General features: G+C 68.9%; 25 protein-coding genes. 3 read left to right on the top strand and 22 right to left on the bottom strand.

All coding sequences use genetic code 11. The annotated features are described in order from the left end of the window. On the bottom strand, positions 1–233 hold a 233-nt coding region (locus tag RIN18_RS11150), incomplete at its 3' end, for an HU family DNA-binding protein (protein ID WP_309104037.1). Positions 234–494: 261 nt separating this feature from the next. Between RIN18_RS11150 and RIN18_RS11145 the strand changes: the two genes are divergently transcribed. Then, positions 495–809, top strand: a complete 315-nt coding sequence (locus tag RIN18_RS11145) for a hypothetical protein (RefSeq protein ID WP_309104036.1) — start codon at positions 495–497, stop codon at positions 807–809. A gap of 106 nt (positions 810–915) precedes the next feature. Here RIN18_RS11145 and rpsN read toward each other — a convergent pair whose 3' ends face one another. From rpsN to RIN18_RS11070, 15 genes are all read right to left on the bottom strand, one after another. After that, a complete protein-coding gene (gene rpsN, locus RIN18_RS11140) occupies positions 916–1,221 on the bottom strand; it encodes a 30S ribosomal protein S14 (protein WP_045250847.1) in 306 nt (101 codons plus the stop codon). A gap of 2 nt (positions 1,222–1,223) precedes the next feature. Beyond that, positions 1,224–1,394 carry a 50S ribosomal protein L33 gene (gene rpmG, locus RIN18_RS11135; protein ID WP_017203558.1) on the bottom strand — a complete coding sequence of 57 codons (171 nt, stop codon included), beginning with the start codon at positions 1,392–1,394 and terminating at the stop codon, positions 1,224–1,226. After that, positions 1,394–1,630: a 50S ribosomal protein L28 gene (gene rpmB / locus RIN18_RS11130; protein ID WP_298041386.1), complete on the bottom strand. Its 237-nt coding sequence runs from the start codon at positions 1,628–1,630 to the stop codon at positions 1,394–1,396. The genes rpmG and rpmB overlap by 1 nt, the downstream gene beginning before the upstream one ends. Before the next feature lie 203 nt (positions 1,631–1,833). Further along, positions 1,834–2,565 (bottom strand): DNA-3-methyladenine glycosylase, encoded by a 732-nt coding sequence (locus RIN18_RS11125; protein WP_309104035.1) that lies wholly within the window; start codon positions 2,563–2,565, stop codon positions 1,834–1,836. A gap of 1 nt (position 2,566) precedes the next feature. Next, positions 2,567–4,240 carry an Ig-like domain-containing protein gene (locus RIN18_RS11120; RefSeq protein ID WP_309104034.1) on the bottom strand — a complete coding sequence of 558 codons (1,674 nt, stop codon included), beginning with the start codon at positions 4,238–4,240 and terminating at the stop codon, positions 2,567–2,569. After that, entirely contained in the window at positions 4,230–5,012 is a 783-nt protein-coding gene (locus RIN18_RS11115; protein ID WP_309104033.1) for a TIGR03943 family putative permease subunit, read from the bottom strand. Before RIN18_RS11115 ends, RIN18_RS11120 begins: the two co-directional genes overlap by 11 nt. Continuing rightward, entirely contained in the window at positions 5,005–5,970 is a 966-nt protein-coding gene (locus tag RIN18_RS11110; protein WP_375163522.1) for a permease, read from the bottom strand. The genes RIN18_RS11115 and RIN18_RS11110 overlap by 8 nt, the downstream gene beginning before the upstream one ends. An 86-nt stretch (positions 5,971–6,056) precedes the next feature. Continuing rightward, on the bottom strand, positions 6,057–6,473 hold the full coding sequence (locus RIN18_RS11105) for a transcriptional repressor (RefSeq protein ID WP_309104032.1): 417 nt from the start codon (positions 6,471–6,473) through the stop codon (positions 6,057–6,059). A 166-nt stretch (positions 6,474–6,639) separates the two neighbouring features. Next, entirely contained in the window at positions 6,640–7,500 is an 861-nt protein-coding gene (locus tag RIN18_RS11100; protein WP_309104031.1) for a metal ABC transporter permease, read from the bottom strand. Then, positions 7,497–8,276 carry an ATP-binding cassette domain-containing protein gene (locus RIN18_RS11095; RefSeq protein WP_309104045.1) on the bottom strand — a complete coding sequence of 260 codons (780 nt, stop codon included), beginning with the start codon at positions 8,274–8,276 and terminating at the stop codon, positions 7,497–7,499. Before RIN18_RS11095 ends, RIN18_RS11100 begins: the two co-directional genes overlap by 4 nt. Positions 8,277–8,359: 83 nt before the next feature. Next, complete coding sequence (locus RIN18_RS11090) at positions 8,360–9,463, bottom strand: metal ABC transporter solute-binding protein, Zn/Mn family (RefSeq protein ID WP_309104030.1); 1,104 nt, start codon at positions 9,461–9,463, stop codon at positions 8,360–8,362. A gap of 32 nt (positions 9,464–9,495) precedes the next feature. Then, entirely contained in the window at positions 9,496–11,181 is a 1,686-nt protein-coding gene (locus RIN18_RS11085) for a glycoside hydrolase family 13 protein (protein ID WP_309104029.1), read from the bottom strand. Positions 11,182–11,245: 64 nt separating this feature from the next. After that, positions 11,246–12,124 (bottom strand): carbohydrate ABC transporter permease, encoded by an 879-nt coding sequence (locus RIN18_RS11080; protein ID WP_309104028.1) that lies wholly within the window; start codon positions 12,122–12,124, stop codon positions 11,246–11,248. Beyond that, positions 12,124–13,059, bottom strand: a complete 936-nt coding sequence (locus tag RIN18_RS11075) for a sugar ABC transporter permease (protein ID WP_309104027.1) — start codon at positions 13,057–13,059, stop codon at positions 12,124–12,126. Before RIN18_RS11075 ends, RIN18_RS11080 begins: the two co-directional genes overlap by 1 nt. After that, entirely contained in the window at positions 13,056–14,336 is a 1,281-nt protein-coding gene (locus tag RIN18_RS11070; RefSeq protein WP_309104044.1) for an ABC transporter substrate-binding protein, read from the bottom strand. The genes RIN18_RS11075 and RIN18_RS11070 overlap by 4 nt, the downstream gene beginning before the upstream one ends. A 155-nt stretch (positions 14,337–14,491) precedes the next feature. On the opposite strand from RIN18_RS11070, the gene RIN18_RS11065 reads away from it, so the two are divergent. Further along, entirely contained in the window at positions 14,492–15,718 is a 1,227-nt protein-coding gene (locus RIN18_RS11065; RefSeq protein ID WP_309104043.1) for an ROK family protein, read from the top strand. A 299-nt stretch (positions 15,719–16,017) separates the two neighbouring features. On the opposite strand, the gene RIN18_RS11060 is transcribed toward RIN18_RS11065, so the two are convergent. The 4 genes from RIN18_RS11060 to RIN18_RS11045 form a co-directional block, all read right to left on the bottom strand. Continuing rightward, a complete protein-coding gene (locus RIN18_RS11060) occupies positions 16,018–17,358 on the bottom strand; it encodes a dihydrolipoamide acetyltransferase family protein (RefSeq protein WP_309104026.1) in 1,341 nt (446 codons plus the stop codon). A gap of 24 nt (positions 17,359–17,382) precedes the next feature. Continuing rightward, on the bottom strand, positions 17,383–18,363 hold the full coding sequence (locus RIN18_RS11055; RefSeq protein WP_309104025.1) for an alpha-ketoacid dehydrogenase subunit beta: 981 nt from the start codon (positions 18,361–18,363) through the stop codon (positions 17,383–17,385). Beyond that, a complete protein-coding gene (locus tag RIN18_RS11050; RefSeq protein ID WP_309104024.1) occupies positions 18,360–19,493 on the bottom strand; it encodes a thiamine pyrophosphate-dependent dehydrogenase E1 component subunit alpha in 1,134 nt (377 codons plus the stop codon). Before RIN18_RS11050 ends, RIN18_RS11055 begins: the two co-directional genes overlap by 4 nt. A gap of 86 nt (positions 19,494–19,579) precedes the next feature. Continuing rightward, entirely contained in the window at positions 19,580–20,647 is a 1,068-nt protein-coding gene (locus RIN18_RS11045; RefSeq protein WP_309104023.1) for a histidinol-phosphate transaminase, read from the bottom strand. Between the two features lie 92 nt (positions 20,648–20,739). Here RIN18_RS11045 and RIN18_RS11040 point away from each other — a divergent pair, with 92 nt between their 5' ends. Next, the gene (locus tag RIN18_RS11040; RefSeq protein WP_309104022.1) at positions 20,740–21,144 is read left to right on the top strand and encodes a phage holin family protein; all 405 of its coding nucleotides are present in this window, start codon (positions 20,740–20,742) and stop codon (positions 21,142–21,144) included. Positions 21,145–21,160: 16 nt separating this feature from the next. Here the strand turns inward: RIN18_RS11040 and RIN18_RS11035 are convergent, their stop codons facing one another. Together RIN18_RS11035 and RIN18_RS11030 are read right to left on the bottom strand one after the other, a co-directional pair. Beyond that, positions 21,161–22,441 carry a hypothetical protein gene (locus RIN18_RS11035; protein ID WP_309104021.1) on the bottom strand — a complete coding sequence of 427 codons (1,281 nt, stop codon included), beginning with the start codon at positions 22,439–22,441 and terminating at the stop codon, positions 21,161–21,163. Further along, positions 22,438–22,701: a hypothetical protein gene (locus RIN18_RS11030; RefSeq protein WP_309104020.1), complete on the bottom strand. Its 264-nt coding sequence runs from the start codon at positions 22,699–22,701 to the stop codon at positions 22,438–22,440. Before RIN18_RS11030 ends, RIN18_RS11035 begins: the two co-directional genes overlap by 4 nt. Positions 22,702–22,804: the final 103 nt, after the last annotated feature.

Raw genomic sequence — 22,804 nt, 5'->3', positions numbered from 1 at the left:
GCCGGGATCTTGATCTCGGCGCCGGTCTGCGGGTTGCGGCCGGTGCGAGCGGCGGTGTCGACCTGCTCGAACGAGATCCAGCCCGGGATCGAGACCTTGCTGCCCTTGGCAACGGCGTCGGAGACCGTGGAGAAGAGTGCGTCGAGGACACCGGAGACGGTGGCCTGGCTCTGGCCCGTGGCGCTTGCGATGCTCGCGACGAGCTCGGTCTTGGTGATGGACTTGTCAGCCATGTCATCCTCCAGCGACGAAGATCCCGTCGCATCGTTGTTGGTGTCGGGGCGGATGCCCCTGGTCGAGTGACCGCCTTGAATGTACCAACCACTGCCCTCATTTCCGCGTCATTTCGCGGGTTTCCGTGAATTCTGCAGCGTGTCGTGTCACATTGGTCACTCTGGTCACAGAAATCAGTGGCTCCACAGCGTTCACAAGACGGGCGTCGTGGTTTGTCAAGGGCTGCGCGCCGGCCGGCACCGCGGCATAACGTCGCTCTCATGAATGCTGACGATCGATCCAGATTCGCCGCCGGTGAGACCGGTGAGCTTCCCCCCGCGCCTCCGCAGGCGTCTGACTCGGCCGGTTCTGCGGACTCGGGTGCTTCAGAGAGCGACATCGTCCGCAAGGACATGTCCTACAGTCCCGCGAGCGAGACCGAGACCCAGCAGAAGCAGCGCGACCCGCTCCCCGAGACCCTCGATGACGACATCGACCCGGACGACGTCCGGGTGACGCCCGGTACCGGCGGGCCGGATGACGTCGGCGATGTCGAGGTGGACCCGGACGATCTCAATATGCCCGGCCAGCGCTGACCGCCGCCCCGGGCACGCGAAAGGGGCGAGGTTCCGAAGAACCCCGGGCACGCGAAAGGGGCGAGGTTCCGAAGAACCCCGCCCCGTTCCAACAGCGTGGTGGTGCTTACCAGCTCGACTTGGTCACACCGGGCAGCTCGCCACGGTGGGCCATGTCACGGAAGCGCACACGCGAGATGCCGAACTTCGTCAGCACGCCGCGCGGGCGGCCGTCGATGGCGTCGCGCGAACGCACGCGGGCCGGCGATGCGTTGCGCGGCAGCTTCTGCAGGCCGACACGGGCGGCCTCGCGGGCCTCGTCGGTGGCGTTCGGGTCGACGAGGGTCTTCTTCAGCTCGGCGCGACGCTCGGCGTAACGCTCGACGACGACCTTGCGCTGCTCGTTACGAGCGATCTTGCTCTTCTTCGCCATGATTAACGCTCCTCGCGGAATTCGACGTGCTGACGGATGACCGGGTCATACTTCTTCAGCACAAGGCGGTCGGGGGTGTTGCGACGGTTCTTCTTGGTCACGTAGGTGTAACCGGTGCCCGCCGTCGAACGGAGCTTGATGATGGGACGTACGTCCTGAGCCTTCTTGGCCATTAGAGCTTCACACCCTTCGCCTGGAGGTCCTTGACGACGTTCTCGATGCCGCGGACGTCGATCACCTTGATGCCCTTTGCCGACACGTTCAGCGTGATCTTACGACCGAGCGACGGCACGAAATAGGTCTTCTTCTGCACGTTCGGGTCGAAGCGGCGCTTCGTCCGACGGTGCGAGTGCGAGATGTTGTGTCCGAAGCCGGGAACAGCTCCGGTCACCTGGCACACTGCTGCCATGATGTGACTCCTTCATTACCGTGAGACCGACGGCCTCACCCAAGATCCCTTGTCTGCACACCTCTCCCTGATCCGATCACTCGGTCTTCAGGAGGGAGGCACACGAACTGCGCACAGGAGTGTGCGCAGACAAAGAGTCAGTCTAGCACGGGCGATCCCGTGCCGGCATCCGCTCGTTCTGCCTCTCCGGGTGGCCCGCGGGGTCAGTCATGAGCGGCGGTGGCGGCGGCTTCGGCGGCACCGCGCCCCCATCGGAACGGCGACACGGTCGGCTCATCCGGGATCCAGAACCGCCAGGGGAACGCCGCCGTTCCGGCGACACCCGCGACGCCCACGCGCGGTCCCGATGCGACATGCTCGAGCGGTTCGGCGAGCCACAGTTCGGCGCTCGCGCCGTGGAGCGGCTCGCCCGTGACGAGGTCGATGCCGTCGTGGAGCGGGTGACGCAGCCCCGACGCCTGCCCGAATCGGCCGGGACCGCGCGCGAGGTCCCGCAGTGCCGTGCGGCTCAGCGGCTGCTCGACCCGGCGACGCCGGACTGCGGCATCCACCCCGCCGATGACCTCACCGGCACGCAGCAGCACACCGCCCGCCTGGCCTTCGGGTGCGCAGACGACGTTCACGCACGAGTGGATGCCGTGGCTCAGGTACACGTACAGATGCCCGGGCTCCCCCCACATCGTGGCGTTGCGGGCGGTACGGCCCATGCGAGCGTGCGAGCCCGGATCCGCGACCGGCCCCGTCCCGTGGCCGTGATACGCCTCGACCTCGGTGATCCGCAGCCGCACCTCGACGGCCGGCTCGTCACCGATCGCGACGGACGTGCGCAGCTGGCCTCCGAGGAGCAGTGGCGCGACCTCGAGGGGCAGGCCGCTGAGCTCGGCCCGCGTGGCGCGGCGAAGCGGCGCGACGGCAGCCCGTGGTTCCGCCGGCATCTCAGAACCTCGGCGCCGTCTGGCACCACGAGGCGTCGAACCCCGTGAGGGCGACGAGTTCCTCGCCCGAGTCCAGGTCGATGAGGTGCGTCTCGAGCTTCTGCGGCAGCGGCAGCAGCATGTCGTCGTAGTCGTTGTCGGCGAGGTTCGGGGCGATGACGACAGCGGCGTACTGCCCGCTCGGCGATGCGCAGGCCTGCAGGATCGAATCGGTGGCCCCCACCTCGACCAGTGGCGTGGCCGCGCCTTCCTCATCGACCCGGATGATGGCCTGGCCGGTCGGCATGCCGACATCATCGCGGGCGACGACGTGCCGGAGCGTGCCGCCGGGGAACGGGGTGATGGTGGTCGCGAGGCCGTAGTCGGGCTCGGATGCCGCGAGCGGCTGCTCGGAGCCGTCGGCGAGGTTCAGCTCGACGACCGTGCCGTCGAGGCGCTCGACGATCGCCGTGTAGGTGCCGCGGGAGACCCCCTGGATCGTGGCCGCGAGACCGAGCGATTGCACGCCGGCATCGCCGGAGTGGTCGACCAGCGAGAGCGCACCGTCGAAGTCGATGAACAGCACGGCGGCGCTGTCGGGCACGAACTGCCAGGAGAAGATGCTCGCCTCGACGCCGCCGACCTCGACGATTCTCGGCTCGTCCTCGCCGCTCAGCGACTGCGTCACCAGCACGCTGGCGCGGCCCGAGGTGTCGCTGAGTTCGCGGTCGGAGTAGCTGTATCCCACCAGTCCCCCGCGCTCGGACACCTGGATCTCGCCGACGTACCCTTCACCGGGAAGGGTGAGCTCGCGCTGATCATCCCCGTCGCGGCTCATGACGAGCAGCTGCGAGCCCGCATCGCCGTCGTCGACAGAGACGACGAGCTGCGACGACGTGGCGCGGAAGTCGTTGATGCGCTCGTGCGTGAACACCGGAACACCCTTGCCCGCGAGGTCGGTGCGGAAGATCGTGTCGTCGCCCTCGGCGTCGCGGCGGAGGAGGAACAGGCTGGATGCCGGGGTGGTGAAGCTCGTGGTCAGATCGGCGCTCGGTCCGCCGCCGACACCCCTCGCGTCGGCGACGGTGACGGTGTACGTCGTCGAGTCGTCGAGCGGAACGGTGAAGCGGATGCCGATGCCGCGTCCGGCCGCATCGATCGTGAACGGCACCGCCGGCTCGACCGTCACCTGCGCCGGGTCCACCTCGGCGAGCGCCTGGTTCGCCGTGAGGATCACGCGGCTGCCGGAGGAGTCGATCGCCTGGGCCGGGTCGACCTGGGTGCCGGTCAGGCGTGGGCCCTGCACGAGACTGGCGAACCCGAGCCCTGCGCCGACCAGCACGAGGATTCCGAGTACCGCGGCGAGCGCGAGCAGGAACCGGCGGTGCGGGCGGGGGGCGGATGCCGGCGGTCGTGCGCTCTGACCGGCCGACGCCGTCGAGGACGCGGCGGCGGCGGGCGGCTCGTCCGGCATGGCCGGCGGCTCGGCAGCGGTCGGCTCCTCTGGCATGGCCGGAGCCTTCGCAGCGGTCGGTTCGTCGGGGGCGGCCGGAGCCTCCGCAGCGGCCGGCTCGTCGGGGGCGGCTGCCTGCGCCTCCGCAGCTGCCTGTGCGGCCGCTGCTTCTCGCGCCGCGCGCATCTCGGCTCGCGTCCGGGGCACCGGCGAGGGCCCCTGACGCTCGTCGTCAGTACTCATAGGGGTCACCCGGCTCGTCGATCGCGACGACCGAGGTCGGATCGATGCGCAGCGTGCCGTCGGCATCCGCCTTCACGGTGCCCGTGACCTCCACCCACTGCCCCGTCGGGTACTCCCCGGCATCGACGCTGACCGGCACGGCCGCCGGCTGGGCGTCGATCACGCAGTGGGTGATGACCATGCGGGTGAGGCGCACGCCGTCGGCGTTCGAGTCCGCGGGCGTCACGAACCCGGTGAGGGTGACGGAGGAGCCGTCGTAGGCCTCTGGTCGCGTGGCCGTCGCGAAGACGCTCGCCCACTCGCCGACGCCGAACGTCGTCGTGTCGGCGACACCCAGCGAGACATCGTCGGCCCCGGCGAAGAGGGTGCTGTCTTCGCCTGCCCGCGACATGGCGAGGTCGACCGAGAGCGACGCCGGCGGCAGGACCACGGCGGCCATCACCATCCCGGTCGCCACCACACCGGCCGAGATCGTGCCGGCGAGCGTGAGTGTTCGGCGGCGAGAGCCCTCTGTCGTGATGTCCGGCTCATGACCGTGGTCATGGCCGTGCTCGGTCTCGCTGCCCAGCGGAAGAGTGCACGACCAGATCGCGCCCGCCAGCGTCACGACGGCGGCCGCGCACGCGAACCACACCGTCTCAGGGCTGATGTAGAGCGTCAACTGACCGGCGAACCCGAGCCCCAGGGTCACGATGGCGATCGCGGCGGCGAGCCCGACACCCAGCCACCGGGTGGCGAGAGCGCGTCCGCGTGAGGAAGCATGCTCAGACAAAGACGTTCACCCCGATCCCGATCACGAAGGCCGACAGCAGCACTACGCCGACGACACCGGAGAGGGTGCGGGCGGTGAAGGTGGTGCGCATCAGCGCGAGCATCTTGATGTCGACGAGGGGGCCCACCAGCAGGAAGGCGATGAGCGCGCCCGACGAGAACGTCGAGGCGAATGACAGCGCGAAGAACGCGTCGACGTTCGAGCAGATCGCCACCGTCATCGCAAGCGCCATCATCGCGAGGATCGACAGCACCGGGTTCGAGCCGATGGCCAGCAGCACATCGCGCGGGATCAACACCTGCACGGCGCCGGCCAGTGCCGAGCCGATCACGAGGGCGGGCATCACCGCGCGCAGCTCGACGAGGAACTGGGTGAGGCTCCGGCGCACCGGGGTGCCCGGCTCGTGTGAGACGCGCTCGCACGTCTCGACGAAGCGCTCGGTGAGGAGGGCGTCGGGTGAGGGATGCCGGCTGTAGATCCACCCGATGAGGTTCGCGATCAGGTAGCCGCCGACGAGGCGGGCGATGAGGATGCCGCCGTCCCAGCCGAACGCTGCGTGCGTGGTGAGGATCACGATCGGGTTGACGATGGGCGCAGCGATCAGGAACGTCATCGCCTCGGCAGGAGCGAGCCCCCGCATCATGAGGCCGCGGGCGAAGGGCACGTTGCCGCACTCGCACACCGGGATCAGCATCCCCAGCAGTGAAAGCACCGCTCGGCGAGCCCACGCGCGCCTGGGTAGCCAGCGGTGGATGACGTCGGCGGGCAGCCAGACCTGAACGACGATCGACAGCAGCACGCCGAGGATGACGAACGGCAGCGCCTCGATCAGCACGCTCAGCGCGAGGGTGAGGCCGTCCTGAGCGCGCGTCGGAAGCGTCGCGCTGAACAGCGTCGGCAAGAAGAGGTCGATGAGGAACAGCAGGGCGACGATGCCGGCACCGAGACCGACGCCCACCCAGGGAGAGCGTCGCGGCTTCCGGCTCCCGGGACCCGCGGAAGCGGGTCGGGGCCTCAGGATGGTTCCTGAGCTCGTCGGACGGCTCACGCGGCCGGCGCTCCCTCGGCCTCGCGCTTGTTCGCACACGGGGTGCAGAGGCCGAAGATGTCGACGACGTGCGCCGCCTCGGAGAAGCCGTGCAGCGCTGCGGTGCGATGCGCCCACTGCTCGACGTCCTTGGCTTCGATCTCGACGGTCAGGCCGCACGATCGGCAGATGAGGTGGTGATGGTGCTCCTGCGTCGAGCAGGCGCGGTACAGCGCCTCGCCCTCCGGGCTCTGCAGCGAGTCGGCATCGCCGGAGGCGGCGAGCCCCGCGAGGGCGCGGTAGACCGTGGCAAGGCCGATGCCGGTGTTCTCGCCGCGGAGCGTCGCGTGCAGGCTCTGAGCGCTCACGAATCCGCGCGCGTCGCCGAGTGCTTCACGCACTCGTTCGCGCTGCCAGGTGTTCCGTTGAGCCATACCGAGAGTCTAAACGGCGCGGCTTACCTGCGGCTGGGAGCGCAGTCACCGCGGTGCGATGCGCGAGTTCGTCGCCGAGCGCACGGCTTGTCGCCGAGCACACGGACTGTCGACGTCGATAGGCCGTGCAGTCGGCGAGTACCCGTACTCTCGGCGCGTGCGGGTTCTAGAGAGCCACTCGACGCACCCGCGAGCGCAGTCGGTGAACGACCCAGCACACCGCGTAGATGAGGAAGGAGAGTGTGGTGATGTAGGGGCTCACCGGAAGGGTGCCGGCGAGCGCGAGCAGGATGCCGCCGACGGCCGAGACGAACCCGAACAGGGCGGCCAGCAGCGGCACGGCCACCGGTCCCGCCGTCACCCGCATCGCCGCGGCGGCAGGCGTGACCAGCAGCGCCATCACCAGTAGCGCGCCGATGATGTGCACGCTGACGGCGACGATGAGGCCGAGAAGCACCATGAAGACGAGACTCACCGCCCGTGTGGGCACTCCGCGTGCCGCGGCGGACTCGGGGTCGAGCGATTCGAACCGCAGTGGGTTCCACATGACGAGCAGCCCGAGCAGCACCACGAGGCTGATACCGACCAGCCACCCGAGGTCCGGGCTCGAGACCGACACGATCTGACCGGTGAGCAGACTGAAACGGTTCGCGCTTCGGCCGTCGTAGAGCGACAGGAACAGGATGCCGAGGCCGAGGCCGAACGGCATCAGCACGCCCACTATCGAGTTGCGGTCCCGCGCTTTGGCGCCGAGGATCCCGATGAGGATCGCGGCGACCAGGGCACCGCCGAGCGAACCGGCGACGACACTGCCGCCGAAGAGCAGCGCGGCGGCCGCTCCGGCGAATGACAGTTCACTGACGCCGTGGACGGCGAAGGCGAGGTCGCGCTGCATGACGAAGACCCCGATGAGTCCTCCGACGATGCCGAGGACGGCGCCCGCGACGATCGAGTTCGCCAGCAGGGCGACGAGCTCGCCGTAGTCCTGGAACGAGAAGACGTCGCTCCAGTCCAGCAGTGGCCTCATGCCGCATCCCCGTGCTCGTGATGCGGTTCGGCGTCCGGCACGCCGACGACCACCAGCCGGTCGCCGGCGCGCAGCACGAACACCGGTGTGCCGTAGAGCTCGGTGAGCACGCGGCTCTGCAGCACCTCATCGGGCGTGCCGAGCACGAACCTCCCGCCCGCGATGTAGAGGATGCGGTCGACGCGGCCGAGGATCGGGTTGATGTCGTGGGTCACGAACAGCACCGCGGCTCCGCGTTCGCGGCGCTCGCGATCGATGATGTCGGTGATCCCGCGCTGATGGGCGAGGTCGAGGTTCGACAGCGGCTCGTCGCACAGCAGCAGCGACGGCGCGTCGGCGAGGGCCTGCCCGACCCGGAGCCGCTGCTGCTCGCCCCCCGAAAGCAGTCCGACGGGGCGATCCGCGTAATGCGCCGCTCCCACCCCCTCGATGAGTGCGTCCACGCGCGCGCGGTCACCGCGTCGAGGCACGGGGAACCCGAATCTGCTCCCCTGCACGCCGAGAGCCACGACATCGCGCGCTCGCATGCTGGTGTCCGGCGCCATGGGGCGCTGTTGCGGGATGTATCCGATGCGCGCGTTGCCGCGGTGCACCCTGTCGCCACCGACCCGGATGGTTCCCGCAGACAGCGGCTGCAGGCCCAGGATGCTGCGCAGCAGCGTGGTCTTGCCCGAGCCCGATGGGCCGAGCACGGCGATGAACTCACCGGGGTCGACGGTCAGATCGAGGCCTGCCCAGAGCTCACGCTCGCCCCGGTGAAGAGCCGCCCCCGAGATCTCGAGAACCGGCGCGGTGGGGCGCTCGGCCGGGTCTGCGCCCGGCGCTCCGGGCCTGGCTGCGTGCGCGTTCGCGCCCGCGCTCACGACTGGAGCGCGTCGGCGAGGTTCTGGATCGCGTCACGCATCCACTCAGAGTACGACGATCCGTCCTCCAGCAGCTCGGTGAATGCGACGACCGGGATTCCCGCTGCCTCTGCCGCAGCCTCGACGCGCTCGGTCTCCGAGCCGCCGGTCTGCGCGTTGGTGAGGACTGCCGTGGCCTCCCCGCCGTCGATCACGGCGAGTGCGTCCAGCAGGGTGGCCGGTGCCACGTCGGCGCCCTCCTCGACCGCCTCGGCGAAACCTTCCGGTGTGACATCGGTGAGGCCGGCGGCGGTGGCGATGTAACCGGGAAGAGGTTCGGTGATGAACACGGAGGCGCCGGCGGCCGCGGCCTTCAACGTCTCGAGGTCGGCTTCGAAACCCTCGAGGTCGGCCATGAGCTCTTCGGCCGAGGCGGTGAACTCCGCCTCCCCGTCGGGGTCGAGCTCGGTCAGCTCGGCCGCGATCGCCTCGACGACGTGCACCATCGTGTGCGGGTCGAACCATACGTGCTCGTTGAAACCCTCGATGTGGTCGTGTCCCTCGTGGCCGTCTTCGGCGTGGGCTTGGGCATCGGCCTCGCCCTCGTGCTCGTGGCCGTCCTCGGCATGGGCCTCGGCATCCGCCTCGCCCTCGTGGCCGTGACCCTCCTCGGCGTGCGCGTCGGCTTCGGCCTCGTGCTCATGACCTTCCGTCTCGTGCTCGTGACCCTCCGCTTCGTGTCCTTCGTTCCCGGGGAAGTCATGCGAGAACTCGACCGCAGTGACGATCTCGGGGTCGGCGCCTTCGAGCAGGTCGTCGATGAAGGAGTCGTAACCGCCGCCGTTCTCGATCACGAGGTCGGCCTTCTGTACCGTGAGGCGATCGCGCGCGCTCGCCTCGTAGGAGTGCGGGTCCTGTGAGACGGACGTGATGATCGAGGTCACCTCGACACGGTCACCACCGATCTGCTCGGCGATCGAGCCGTACACGTTCGTGCTCGCAACGACCTGCACGACCTCGTCGCCCGAGCCCTGCGTCGCCGCGGTGGGCGCGGACGAGCATCCCGCCAGCGTCAGGACGGCGACCGATGCGAGGGCGAGAGCGGGGACAGACGTGTGCATGCCCCCACTCTAAGCGCTAATGAGAACCGTTATCAAATCTGCGGCGCGATCCAGACCGTGGTCTCGGCCGGCAGCGAGGTGCCGATGAGCGGACTGCTGGCCAGCACGGCATCCGCGGCGTCATCCCCGAGGTCGAACGGCTCCGTGCCGAAGTTCGCCACGGCCTGCCAGCCGTTCGGGCGCGTGAAGCGCAGCACGTCCGCACGGCCGGTGTCGGTCCATTCCAGGGTCTCCCCGCTCTGCAGCCGGTGCCGCAGGCGCAGTGCCTCGCGGTACAGCGAGAGCGTGGATGCCGGATCGGCGGACTCCGCATCCACCGCGTACCGGGCGAACCATTCCGGCTGAGGCAGATGCGCACCGCCGGCGCCGAAGCCGAACGATGCGCCCTCGCCCGTCCAGGGCAGCGGGACGCGGCATCCGTCCCTGCCCAGCCCGTCGAACTCGCCTCCGCGGAAGAAGGCCGGGTCCTGCCGCTCTTCGGGTGAGATCTCGGCGACCTCGTGCAGGCCCAGCTCCTCGCCCTGGTACAGGTAGGCGCTCCCCGGGAGGGCCAGCATGAACAGCGTGGCCGCGCGCGCCCGGCGAAGGCCTCCCTCACGATCGAGCTGTTCGGCGGGGCCCCCGGCGGCGACCCATTCGACGCCCTGCTTCACGGGACGCCCACCGAGCGGAGGCAGCCCGTATCGCGTGGCGTGGCGGGTGACGTCGTGATTCGAGAGCACCCACGTCGTCGAGGAGCCGGTGGTGCGTGCCTGCTCGAGGTTCTCGTCGATGATGCGGTGGAACTGCGCGGCGTCGAAGTCGGCCTCGAGGAGGTCGAAGTTGAACGCCTGCCCGAGTCCCTCAGCCGAGGCGTACTTCGCGCGCCGCTCGGGGGTCTCGACCCAGGCCTCCGCCACGGCGGTGCGCGGCGGGTCGTACTCGTTGAACACGCTCCGCCATTCGGCATACACCTCGTGCACGTCGTCCCGGTCCAGCAGCGGATGGTTGCCGTCGCGCGGGATCTGGGCGAGTTCCTCGCGGGACGGCAACGGCTCGGTGAGGTCCTTGGTGAGCATGTGGGCGACATCGATGCGGAATCCGTCGACGCCGCGATCCGACCAGAAGCGCAGGGTGGTGAGGAAGTCCTCACGCACCTCGGGGTGGGCCCAGTTGAGGTCGGGCTGCTCCCTGGCGAAGCTGTGCAGATACCACTGCCCGTCGTCGACGCGCGTCCACGCCGGTCCCCCGAAGGCCGACACCCAGTCCGTCGGCGGGAGCTCGCCGTCGGCGCCGGCGCCCTCGCGGAAGATGTAGCGCTCGCGGGCGGCGGATCCGCGTCCGGCGCGGAGTGCCTCCTGGAACCACTCGTGCAGGTCGGAGGTGTGGTTCGGCACGATGTCGACGACGACTCTGATGTCACGCTCGTGCAGCGCCGTGACCATCGCGTCGAAGTCCGAAAGCGTACCCAGGCGCGGGTCGATGTTGCGGTAGTCCGCGACGTCGTACCCGCCGTCAGCCAGGGCGGACGGATAGAACGGGCTGAGCCACACGGCATCGATGCCGAGCTCGGCGAGGTAGTCGGCGCGAGAGAGAACGCCGGGGATGTCGCCGAGTCCGTCGCCGTTCGCGTCAGCGAAGCTCCGCGGGTAGATCTGGTACACCGCGGCCTGGCGCCACCAGGTGGCGGCGGGGTCGACGGGGCGGGTCTCGGTGTCGGCGAGAAGTGCATCGGTCATGACGCAGGGGCTCCTTCTTCTGGGGTTCCGGGTCGGGACGGTGGTTCGGACGGTGCAGGCGCGGTCAGCCCTTGACGGCGCCCTGGGTGACGCCCTCCATGACGAAGCGCTGCGTGAACAGGTACGCGAGGATCGCCGGTGCCATCGCCATGAGGTACGACGCGAAGGCGACGTTGTAGTTGTTGCTGAACTGGTTCTGGAACAGGTTCTGCCGCACCGGAAGCGTCTGCAGCGCCGGATCCGAGATGATCAGCGAGGGCATCATGAAGTCGTTCCAGGAATAGAGGAAGGCGAAGATGCCCACTGTGGCGCTCATGGGCGCGAGCAGCGGGAAAATCAGCCTCCAGAACGTCTGCCAGGTCGTCGCGCCGTCGATTCGCGCACTCTCTTCGAGCTCGATCGGGATCGAGCGCAGGAACGCCGTGAACAGCAGCACGCTGAAGCTCAGCTGGAACATCGTCGCAAGGATGATGACGCCTGCGGGGTTGTCGAGTCCGACCCGCCCGGTGAGCTGGATCTGCGGCAGCGCGACGACCGGGAACGGGATGAACATCGCCGCCAGCAGGTAGAAGAACGAGTAGCGGAACAGCCGCCGGTCCCAGTTGCGCACGATCGCGTACGACGCGAAGGCGGCGAGCACGATGGTCGCGATCACGGTGCCGGCGGTCACCAGCAGGGAGATGCCCGCGCCGACGGGGAACTTGGTGAGGTTCCACGCCTGGACGAACCCGTCGATGCTGAACGGTGCCGGCAGCGAGAAGGCGTTGCCGTCGACGGCCTGACCGCTGGTTTTGAACGCCATCGAGATGGTCACGTACAGCGGTAGCAGCACGGTGACGGCGCACAGCATCAGGATGATCGTGCCCGACCAGTTCGGCCGCTCCACGCGAGTACGGGGCTTGCGGCCGGCCGCCGTGGCGGTGGTGAGTGTCTCCGTCGACATCAGAGCCCGCTCCTTCCGCGAGTCATGGAGAGTTGGAGGATCGAGATGAGCACGGCGACGATGAAGAAGATCGTCGCGTTGGCCATCTGGTAGGCGTAGTCGCCGCCGTTGAAGCCCGCGATGATCGTCATCGCGACGCTGCGGGTCGCGGTGCCGGGGCCGCCGTTGGTGAGCCCGACGATGATGTCGTAGGCGTTGAGGAAGCCCTTGAATCCGAGGATGACGTTGATGACGACGTATCCCGCGACCAGCGGGAGAGTGATCCGCAGCAACTGCTGCCGCTTGCCCGCGCCGTCGATGCTCGCCGCCTCGTAGACCTCGCCGGGCACCGACAGCAGTCCCGCGATGTAGATCAGCAGGGTGCCGGGGACGGCCTGCCAGGCGGTGACGATGACGATGGCGATCCACGCGAGGTCGGGGTTGGCGAGCAGGCTCGTCTGAAGCCAGGGGATGCCGGTGGCTGCTCCCGCGGCGGGGATCGAGTTCGAGAACAGGAAGTTGAAGACGTAGGCGATGATGATGCCCGAGATCACCATGGGGATCACGAAGATCGTCCGAAGGCCCGTCTTGAAGCGGATGCGGGAGGTGAGGCCGACCGCGAGGAGGAAGGCGATCACGTTGACCACGATCACCGTGGCGATCGAGAACCCGAACGTGAACAGATAGCTCTGCAGGATCGCCGGATCGCTGAACATCGCGATGTAGTTGGTGAGCCCGTTGAAGTCCCATTCGCCGAGTCCGATGGAATCGGTGAAGCTGAAGAAGATCCCCATGACGCCAGGGACCGTGATGGCGAGCGTGAAGATCACCAGGGTCGGCAGCAGGAACAGGTAGTAGATCGGCTCGACGCGACGGGTGTGGCGTCGGAGTTTGCGGCCCTCCCCGGTGAGAACCGCGGTCGTGCTCGTCGGGGGCCTGGTCGTGGTGCTGGTCATGGCGCGGACTCCTCTGTCTGGCCTGATGCCGATTGCTCGGTCGAAGGTATGGGAGCGCGGAACGCGATCCGCGCCCAGTCGGCATCCATCGTGCGGAGGATGGATGCCGGTGACTGGCCGAGCACCATCGCCTGCGCGTAGTTGAACATCGGCAGCGTCCGCGGGACGAGCACCGACGGGCCCTGATAGACCTGGCCGGCGTCGTAGTACTCCACCATCCCCTCGATGCGGGGGTCATCGGGCGCCGGCGCATCCTCGGTCGGGGTGAAGCCGAGCTGCGAGGCGTTGTACTCCTCGATGTTCTCCGGCAGGTAGAGGTACTCCAGGAAGTCCAAGGCCGCCTCGTGGTGGCGCGATTCCTGCGGGATCATCGCGGCGAGATCCATATTGACGCGGACGGCTAGGTCGGCCGGATCGTCGGTCATCGGCAGCGGGAAGGTGCCGAGCTCCAGATCGGGATCGGTCTTGGCGATCTCGCTGAACGCCCATGGACCCTGCAGGTACATTGCCGCCTCACCCTTCGCGAAGGCGAGGTTGCCGTCGCCGTATCCCCTGCTCGCGGCATCCTCGTTGGTGTATTCGCTCGCCAGCTGCATCATCCGGTCCATGGGTTCGGCGAAGTCCTTCTGGAACGAGACCTCGGAGTCGGGACCGACCTCGGTACCCTCCTCGGCGAGGGCGTCGAAGAACTCGATCACGTCGACCGAGCCGCCCGCCGTGTAGTCGTACCAGCCCTGGGCGACGGTCCAGTCGTCCTTGAAGGTGCCGTAGAACGGGTCGATCCCGGCCTGCTTCAGCTGGTCGCAGACGGCGATGAGCTCGTCCCAGGTCTGCGGGATCTCAAGGCCCTGCTCCTCGAAGATCTGCTTGTTGTAGATGACCGACGCCGCCATCACCGAATAGGGCAACGCGCTCACGCGGCCGTCGCAGGAGCCGTACTGCTCCATGAGGGGCTGAAGGTCTTCGCGGATGCCGGCGGCGGCCTCGGTCTCGGAGAGATCGATCAGGGCACAGCGCTGCACGAAACGCGCGATCTCGTAGTTGTAGTTGCCGAGCATGATGTCGGGCGGATTGCCGCGCACGAAGCTCGCCGAGACCACGTCCACACCCGAGGTGTCGATCTCGACCTTCACCTCGTCCTGCGAGGAGTTGTATTCGGCCACGAGTTCGGTCATGAATTCGATCGCCTCGCGTTTGCTGAACGTGAAGCGAATGGTCTCCGCTCCGGAGCCCGCCGCACAGCTGGTCAGTGCCGCGCCCATCAGGGCGAGACCCATCCCTCCGGCGATGAGGCGCACCGCGCTCTTCGGTTTCACAGACACCGTCGTCCTTCCGATCCTTTAGATCCGCAAACTAAATCTAATGAGCGAATTTACTCTGTCGAACGGTACTCTCTCATCGGAGGACAGGGGAGGTCAAGCCATTGACAGATGTGTCCGCAGACCTCGGCACCGGTCGCGCGAGCGTCGGTGCTGTCCTCGACGTCGCCTGGACGGCCGGTGAGTTCACCGCGACCGAGGTGATGGCGGCGACCTCGCTCACCCGCTCCACCGCAATCGACGCGATCGACACGCTCGTCGCCGTCGATGTGCTGCGCGAGCTTCCCAACGCGCGCGCCGCGGGCAGCTATCGCTCGGGACGACCCGCCCGGCGGTTCGCCCTCTCTCCCGAGCTGGGCGTCGTCATCGGGATGGACGCGGGCGACACCCACCTCGCCGTCACCGTGACGACCGCGGTGCCGGACGCGCAGCTCGACCGCACTCTCGCTCACCGGCGCATCGACCTCGACCCCGCGCACTCCGCCGTCGAGCGTCGCCGCACGATCCTCGATGCGTTGCACCGGGCGCTGGGCGAGGCGGGGGTCTCACGCGATCAGATCCTGGCGATCTGCGTCGGCGTGGCAGCTCCCGTGGACCGCGACGGCATCTCTCCCCCGCACCCGCAGGGCTTCTGGGAGCGCACGAACCCCGGGCTGGCCGAGGCGCTGCGCGAGTGGGCGCCCGTCGTCGAGATCAAGAACGATGCCCAGCTCGCCGCGATCGCCGAGGGGTCGACGGGAGCCGCGATCGGATGCCGTGACTACGTCGCGCTGCTCGCGAGCGAGCGGTTCGGCGGCGGAGTCGTCGTCGACGGACACGTGCTGCACGGCGCGCATGGCGGTGTCGGCGAGGGCGTCGTCTTCGACCACATCATCGGAGTGGGGTCGGCGTTCGGCCTCCGCTACGCGCTGCAGGATCAGGTGCGCGCGGCCGTCGAGGGCGGCGAGATCGATCGCGCCGGCGCCATCGGACGGATAGTGGAGAACGGCCGCGTCGACCCGCGGCTGGTGCTCACGCTCGCCTCATCCGGCGACGCGGATGCCCAACTCGTGACCGAGCGGGTCGGAGCGACGGTCGCCCGCATCGTCGGCGTGCTCGGCAGCATGTACGACCCCGCACGCGTCATCGTGTGCGGTGCCGTCGCGGAGAGCGTCGAGCCGGTGCTCGCGGCGGCCCGGCGTCTCCTGCCGGAGGAGCTGCATCTGCCGGCGCCCGAGCTCATCGCCTCTGCCCTGGGTGCCGAGGTCGTCACGATCGGCGCGGTTGCCACGGCCCGCCGAGCGGCGAGGGAACGGGCTGTTCCGCAGCTCGCCGAGCGCCGCCTGCGCGCGCTGCGGTAGGGCGCGGCATCCTGGCCCGACAACCGGTCCATATCCCCGCGCATCCCGTCCGCTCCGCCCGCCGGTCCCGGAATCAGGAGAGATCCCGGGCTCAGGAGAATCCGCCCGGAATCGTCCTGTTTCGGGGATTCCCCCTGTTCAGGAGCGGCATCCCCCAGCATCAGCCCCTGCATCAGCCCCGGCTTCCGCCCCAGTCCTACGCCAGTCCCAGCTCAGGAGAGATCCCGGGGTCAGGAGAATCCGGCCGGAATCGTCCTGTTCCCCGGATTTCTCCTGACTCGACGCCGGCGAACCCGCCGTCAGTCGACGAGCAGCGCCGGCTCCTCGAGCACGGATGCCACGTCGGCGATGAAACGGCTCATGCCGTCGCCGTCGATGACGCGGTGGTCGAACGACCCTGCCACCGTGGTGACCCAGCGGGGGCGCACTTCGCCGTCGACGACCCACGGCTTCTGGCTGATGGTGCCCATCGCGACGATCCCGGCCTCGCCGGGGTTGATGATCGGGGTTCCAGCATCCATCCCGAAGACGCCGATGTTCGTGATCGTGATCGTGCCGCCCTGCTGGTCGGCCGGCGTCGTCTTGCCCTCGCGCGCCGTGAGGGTGAGCCGATTGAGCGCCCGGGCGAGATCCTTCATGCCGAGGTCCTGCGCGTCCTTGATGTTCGGCACGAGCAGACCCCGCGGAGTGGCGGCAGCGATGCCGAGGTTCACGTAGTGGCGGAGCGAGATCTCCGCCCCACCTTCGGTGTCGACCCAGGCCGCGTTGACCATGGGCGTGCGCCGGACCGCCCAGATCACGGCGCGGGCCATGATCAGCAGCGGCGAGACCCGGATGTCGGCGTAGTCCGGTGAGGCCTTCAACCGCTTGACGAGCTCCATCGTGCGGCTGGCGTCGATCTCCTTCCAGACCGTGACGTGGGGTGCCGAGTATGCGCTCTGCACCATCGCGTTCGCGCTGGCCTTGCGTACACCCTTCACGGGGATCGCCTCGGTGCGCTCGGCATCGGATGCCGGTGGGTCGGTGAGTCCTCGGGCGATGCCGACGGATGCCGCGGCGGGCGCCGGCACCGTCTCCTCACGCACCGCGCCCCATTCGGGGGTTTCGATGTTACGGAACACACTCGCCTGCGAGGCGTGCTTGACGACGTCGTCGCGCGTCACCTCGCCGTCGGCGCCGCTCGGCGTGACGGCGGTGAGGTCGACGTTCAGATCGCGGGCGAGTTTGCGGATCGGCGGCTTCGCGATCACCCCGACCGACGACCGCACCGGCCGCTCGGCGGGCTTCCGACGACGTGAGTGAGCTCCGCCGCCGGTGCCGTATCCGACGAGCACCGAGCCGCCGCCCTCTTCGGCCGCCGGCGCCGGTGCTGCCGGGGCGGGAGGGGCGGGAGGCGCGGCATCCGTTACGAACGTGATGATCGGCGCGCCGACTTCGACGGTCGTCCCCTCGCCCACGAGCAGTTCGTCGACGATACCCGCGTGGGGAGACGGCAGTTCGACGAGCGATTTCGCCGTCTCGATCTCGCAGATGACGTCATTGATGGCGACGGTGTCGCCCGGCGCGACCTTCCACGCGACGATCTCCGCCTCGGTGAGGCCTTCGCCGACATCGGGGAGGTTGAAGTTCTGCGTGCTCATTGCGAGTCCTTCCGGACGGTGGTGTCAGTAAGCGAGCGACCGGTCGACGGCCTCGAGGATGCGGTCGGCATCCGGCAGGTAGGCGCCCTCGAGCTTCGCGGGCGGGAAAGGAGTGTCGTATCCCGACACGCGAAGCACCGGCGCCTCGAGAGCGTAGAAAGCGCGCTCCATGACGGTCGCCGCCACCTCGCTGCCGATGCTGGTGAAGCCCTGGGCCTCCTGCGCGTAGACCATCCGGCCGGTCTTGCGGACGGAGTCGAGGATTGGCTCGTAGTCGATCGGCGACAGCGAGCGCACGTCGACGACCTCGCAGCTGGTTCCCTCGGACTCGGCGAGCGCTGCGGCCTGCAGCAGAGTCGTGACCATCGCGCCGTGCCCGACGAGGGTGACGTCGGTTCCGGTGCGGACGACCCGGGAGGCGTGCAGCGGTGCTGCAGAGGCGTCGAGTTCGACCTCACCCTTCTGCCAGTACCGGCTCTTCGGCTCCATGAAGATCACGGGGTCGTTCGAGCGGATGGCTTCCTGGATCATCCAGTACGCGTCATTCGGCGTCGACGGCGACACGACGCGCAGGCCCGGCGTATGCGCGAAATAGGCCTCCGGGCTCTCCTGATGGTGCTCGACCGCGCCGATGTGGCCGCCGTACGGGATGCGGATGACCACGGGCAGCGACAGGCGGCCCTCATGCCGGTTGGTGAGCTTCGCGAGCTGTGTAGTGATCTGGTCGAAAGCGGGGAAGACGAACCCGTCGAACTGGATCTCGCACACCGGGCGGAAGCCCGCCATGGCCAGTCCGATCGCGGTGCCCACGATCCCGGATTCGGCGAGCGGAGTGTCGAGCACGCGCTGATCACCGAAGTCGCGCAGCAGGTGCTCCGTCACGCGGAACACACCGCCGAGCTTGCCGATGTCCTCACCCATCATCAGCACGCGCGGGTCGTCTTCCATGGCCTTGCGCATGCCGGCGTTGAGGGCCTTGCTGAAGGGCATCGTCTCGAGTGTCATGCTCGCCCCTCCGTCTGCTCAAACGATGCCTCATACCGGTCGCGCCAGGCGCGCTGCTCGTCGATGAGGGGGTGGGGTTCGCTGTAGACGTGATCGAACATCCGCGACGCCGGCGGCGGGCCGAGCGCGACGGTCCGGGAGCGCAGATCCTCGGCGGCATCCGCCCCTTCTGCCTCGACATCGTCGAAGAAGGCGGCGGAGGCTCCGCGACCCTCCAGGAAGGCGCGCATCCGCGGGATCGGGTCGCGGTCGGCCCAGGACTGCTCCTCGGCGGAACCGCGGTACTTCGTCGGATCGTCGCTGGTGGTGTGCGCGCCCAGCCGATAGGTCACGGCCTCGATCGCCCTCGGCCCCTTGCCGCTTCGGGCCTCGTCGAGCGCGATGCGCGAGACGGCGTAGCTGGCGAGCACGTCGTTGCCGTCGACGCGGATGCTGGGGATGCCGTATCCGGCGCTGCGCTGCACCAGCGGCACCGGCGACTGCGTCGAGACGGGCACCGAGATCGCCCAGTGGTTGTTCTGGAGGAAGAACACCTCGGGCGTGCGGTAGCTCGCGGCGAACACCATCGCCTCGTGCACGTCGCCCTGGCTCGAGGCGCCGTCGCCGTAGTACGCGATGACCGCCTCGTCCCGCTCGGGGTCACCGGTGCCGGACCGGCCGTCGAACGCGATGCCCATCGCGTAGCCGGTGGCGTGCAGCGCCTGCGAACCGAGCACGAGTGTGTACAAGCGGGTGTTGCCGTTCTTCGGATCAGACGGGTCCCAGCCGCCGTGCGAGACGCCGCGCATGAGCTTGATGATGTCGAGCGGGTCGACACCGCGGATGCGGGTGACGGCGTGCTCGCGGTAGGAGGGGAAGATCGTGTCCTGTGGGCGGGCGGCGCGGGCTGACCCGACTTGAGCTGCCTCCTGCCCACGGCTCGGCGGCCAGAGCGCCAGCTGGCCCTGCCGCTGCAGATTGGTGGCCTGGGTGTCGATGGCGCGGATGACGACCATGTCGCGGTAGAACTGCTCGAGCTCTGCATCCGTGATCGCCTCGATCAGGGGCAGGTACTGCTCGGCCGCATCCGAAGGAGTGAACTGTCCGGTCGCGTCGAGGACGCGCACGAGGGGGGTCTCGGAGGTAGTCACGGCTCTTACGCTACCCGCGACGGCATGCCAGGGCACGCATACTTAGGACTCCCTCGTATCTGTCGGGAACGCGGAGAATCCGCCGATCAGCGGGTGGCAGCGGCGACCTCGATCACGCGGGCGACGGACGCTTCCTCACCGACGGATATGCGGATGCCGTCGCCTGGGAAGGGCCGCACGATCAGGTCGGCTGCGGCGAATGCCGCCGCCACTTCGTCGGTGCGGTCTCCGGTGGGGAGCCAGACGAAGTTGCCCTGGGCGTCGGGGATGTCCCACCCCTCGGCGCGCAGGCCGTCGGCGAGACGGGCGCGGCGCTCGACGATGACGGCGACGCGCTCGAGCAGCTCCGCCTCGGCATCGAGGCTTGCGATCGCGGCGTTCTCGGCGGCGGACGTGACCGAGAGGGGGATGCCGGTGCTCCTTGCGGCATCGAGAACACGGGCGTTGCCCACCGCATAGCCGATGCGCAGGCCCGCGAGGCCGTACGCCTTGGAGAACGTCCGCAGCACCACCACGTTGGGATGCGTCTCGAACACCCGCTCGGCGAGGCCGTCAACGGCGCCGGGTGCGGTGACGAACTCCGCGTACGCCTCATCGAGGATGATCAGCACGTCGCCCGGCACCCGTTCGACGAAAGCCGCGAACTCGGCCGCCGTGACGATCGGACCGGTCGGATTGTTGGGGGTGCACACGATGACCGCTCGGGTGCGCTCGGTGACGGCGGCGGCCATGGCATCGAGGTCGTGCCGGGCGCCGGCCGTGAGCGGCACCTGCACGCCGGTGGCCCCGGCGACGAGCGGAAGGCTCGGGTACGCCTCGAAGGAGCGCCACGCGTAGACGACCTCGTCGCCGGCGGACGACGTCGCGAGGATCAGCTGATGCAGGATCGACACGGACCCTGCGGCGACATGGACCTGGTCGGGGTCGACGCCGAAACGCGCGGCGAGGCGCGCGCGCAGCCGGCCCGCCGTCGCATCCGGATAGCGATTGATCGGCGTCGTGTGCTGCAGCGCTTCGGCCACCGACGGCAGCGGGTCGAAGGGATTCTCGTTACTCGAGAGCTTGAACGCATCGGGGCCCGCCTGCTTGCCCTGCCGGTAGGGAGCGAGGGCGGCGATGGCCGGACGGATGCGGGGCAGGAGCGGTTCGGTCACGCCCCGAGTCTATGAGCAGGCCCTCGCCCGGTCAGCCGGTGAGGCGCTCGACCGCTGACATCCGGGATGCGGCATGCCAGACTGGACGAACCATGCGCTTCATCATCCGAGTCGTCGTGAACGCCTTCGCCCTCTGGGTCGTGACGCTGATCCCTGTGCTGCAGGTGGTCGTCACCGCCTTCCCGCCGGGCGAGACCCTGCAGTTCGTGCTCACCCTGCTCGCGGTCGGGGCGATCTTCGCTGTCGTGAACACGATCATCGGCACCGTCGTCAAGATCGTCGCCTTCCCGCTCTACATCCTCACCTTCGGCCTCATCGGCTTCGTCATCAACGGGTTCCTGCTGTGGCTGACCGCGTGGATCACGAGCGGCTTCGGCTGGGGCCTGACGGTCGGGCATTTCTGGTGGGGCGTGGTCGCCGCGCTCATCATCTCAGTGATCAACGGCATCTTCGGGTTCGTCCTCCGGCCGCAGAAGCGCAAATCCCGCCGTCACTGACAGCGCCGCACCGGAATCATCCGGAGCGCTCGGCGCGGTACTCGGTGGCCTCGATCGCCTCGGCCTTGCCGAGTTCGCGCCACGAGTCACGGATACCCTCGAGGCGCACATCACCGGAGGAGTCGACCATCTCGGCGGTCTCGATGTACGGGTCGAGCCAGTGCGTCGCGAGCCACACGTCCTGCACCCCTGATCGCGAGTCGCCCACGCGCTCGGCGATGAAACTGTCCGGCGATCCGGTGCCGCCGGGGGACCCGCCGCCGGCGAGCGACGACACGACATCGTCGGTGTGACGAAGCTGGATGAGCAGCTGATCATCGCGCAGCGTCGGCTCGACCGGGCTTCCCGCTGTCACCTGCACCTGCACGTCGAATTCGCTCCCCATCGCGAGGTGAGCCGCGACCATACCGGCCTGCGAATGGGCATACACGTCCACGCGGTCGCCCGGCTCCGCACCGGCGGCCGCGAGCGCGTCGAGCGTCGCCTGGTACGACGCCGAGGTCTCACCGATGTAGAGCTCCTTGTTCGACTTCATGTCCCACGGGTCGCCGCCGCCATAGCCGAAAGACTGCGTGCCCTTGATGTACGCGGCGTAGCGGCTGGTGCCGTCCGGCATCGTGTAGCGCTCGACCTTGAGCTGGGCGTCGGGCGCCGCGGGGAATCGGCGGAACGCCTCGGCGAGGTTCGTCGGTGGGCCGACCGGTCTCGACGTCGCCACCGGGCGCACCGTCACGGGGTCGGCGGTGCCCCGCAGCGTCATCCCGGGGAGCACGGTGCCGACGCCGAGCCTCGCTCCGACCAGCGCGCCGCCGAGGAAGAGCGGCGACAGCGCGCCACCCAGATCGAACTGGCGGTCGAGCCCGTCGAAGCGACCGTTCTCCCAGCCGGCGACGAGCATGTCGGCCATCGGTGCCAGCCGCTCGTCCGACGCCTCCAGCCGTTCGATGCGCAGCTGCAGCGCCTCCGCTGCGGCGGCGTCGGAGAGCGCGACGGCGGCCGCCTGCGCGCGCAGCTCGACGAGTTCATAGGCGTCGGCCATCAACAGCGTCCCGGTGCTCGCCTCATCGCAGCGCACGCGCATGTCGCGGGCGTGCACGCCGCTCGCCCAGAGGGCTGCCGTGTCGACATGCGCGCTGAAGCCGGGAGCGCCGACGGTGATCTCGTGCGCCCTGCGGATCGCCGCCTCGGCGCGATCGAGGTGCGACCCGACCCCGGCGATGCGTGTCGCCACGGCGCGCAGCACCTCGGTGTCGACGGCGATCGCTCCGCCGTACCGGATGTCGAGGTCGTCGCTCATGCGCCGGTCATTCTCTCGAGTTCCCATTGCCGCGCACTCAACCGCCCTCGCTCGCTCTCGGTCTGCCTCCGGAGATCCTCGAGCAGGGTGTGCAGTGCCCGCACGCCGTCGGCGTGCCAGTCCGTCTCGGCGACGAGAGGCACGAGCGCAGCTCCCGCGGCGTCGAGTTCCGAGAGCGCTTCGTCGACCTCACGACCGGCCGCGAACCAGGCCCACAGCGCCTCGGAGGAGCCGGTCTGGGCGATGTCGATTGCGTACATGCGACCAGCATCCGTGATCCGCCCGGCTCGCACTCCGCCGATCCCCCCGCCGGTGCACAGGTTCTTCGAGGCCGCGTCGGTGCAGAGAGAGTGCCCGCGCAGC

Source organism: Microbacterium sp., from assembly GCF_031179285.1.
Lineage (GTDB): Bacteria > Actinomycetota > Actinomycetes > Actinomycetales > Microbacteriaceae > Microbacterium.
Note: the sequence above shows the minus strand (reverse complement) of the source record. Positions and strands in the feature narration are given on the sequence as shown.

Coding starts and splice junctions, on each gene's coding strand:
- RIN18_RS11035 (WP_309104021.1), bottom strand. CDS start 22,441: ATGAGCGACGACCTCGACATCCGGTACGGCGGAGCGATCGCCGTCGAC.
- rpmB (WP_298041386.1), bottom strand. CDS start 1,630: ATGGCAGCAGTGTGCCAGGTGACCGGAGCTGTTCCCGGCTTCGGACAC.
- RIN18_RS11080 (WP_309104028.1), bottom strand. CDS start 12,124: ATGTCGACGGAGACACTCACCACCGCCACGGCGGCCGGCCGCAAGCCC.
- RIN18_RS11105 (WP_309104032.1), bottom strand. CDS start 6,473: ATGGCTCAACGGAACACCTGGCAGCGCGAACGAGTGCGTGAAGCACTC.
- RIN18_RS11145 (WP_309104036.1), top strand. CDS start 495: ATGAATGCTGACGATCGATCCAGATTCGCCGCCGGTGAGACCGGTGAG.
- RIN18_RS11075 (WP_309104027.1), bottom strand. CDS start 13,059: ATGACCAGCACCACGACCAGGCCCCCGACGAGCACGACCGCGGTTCTC.
- RIN18_RS11040 (WP_309104022.1), top strand. CDS start 20,740: ATGCGCTTCATCATCCGAGTCGTCGTGAACGCCTTCGCCCTCTGGGTC.
- RIN18_RS11070 (WP_309104044.1), bottom strand. CDS start 14,336: ATGGGTCTCGCCCTGATGGGCGCGGCACTGACCAGCTGTGCGGCGGGC.
- RIN18_RS11100 (WP_309104031.1), bottom strand. CDS start 7,500: ATGAGGCCACTGCTGGACTGGAGCGACGTCTTCTCGTTCCAGGACTAC.
- RIN18_RS11030 (WP_309104020.1), bottom strand. CDS start 22,701: ATGTACGCAATCGACATCGCCCAGACCGGCTCCTCCGAGGCGCTGTGG.
- RIN18_RS11085 (WP_309104029.1), bottom strand. CDS start 11,181: ATGACCGATGCACTTCTCGCCGACACCGAGACCCGCCCCGTCGACCCC.
- RIN18_RS11055 (WP_309104025.1), bottom strand. CDS start 18,363: ATGACACTCGAGACGATGCCCTTCAGCAAGGCCCTCAACGCCGGCATG.
- RIN18_RS11120 (WP_309104034.1), bottom strand. CDS start 4,240: ATGAGTACTGACGACGAGCGTCAGGGGCCCTCGCCGGTGCCCCGGACG.
- rpsN (WP_045250847.1), bottom strand. CDS start 1,221: ATGGCGAAGAAGAGCAAGATCGCTCGTAACGAGCAGCGCAAGGTCGTC.
- RIN18_RS11090 (WP_309104030.1), bottom strand. CDS start 9,463: ATGCACACGTCTGTCCCCGCTCTCGCCCTCGCATCGGTCGCCGTCCTG.
- RIN18_RS11060 (WP_309104026.1), bottom strand. CDS start 17,358: ATGAGCACGCAGAACTTCAACCTCCCCGATGTCGGCGAAGGCCTCACC.
- rpmG (WP_017203558.1), bottom strand. CDS start 1,394: ATGGCCAAGAAGGCTCAGGACGTACGTCCCATCATCAAGCTCCGTTCG.
- RIN18_RS11125 (WP_309104035.1), bottom strand. CDS start 2,565: ATGCCGGCGGAACCACGGGCTGCCGTCGCGCCGCTTCGCCGCGCCACG.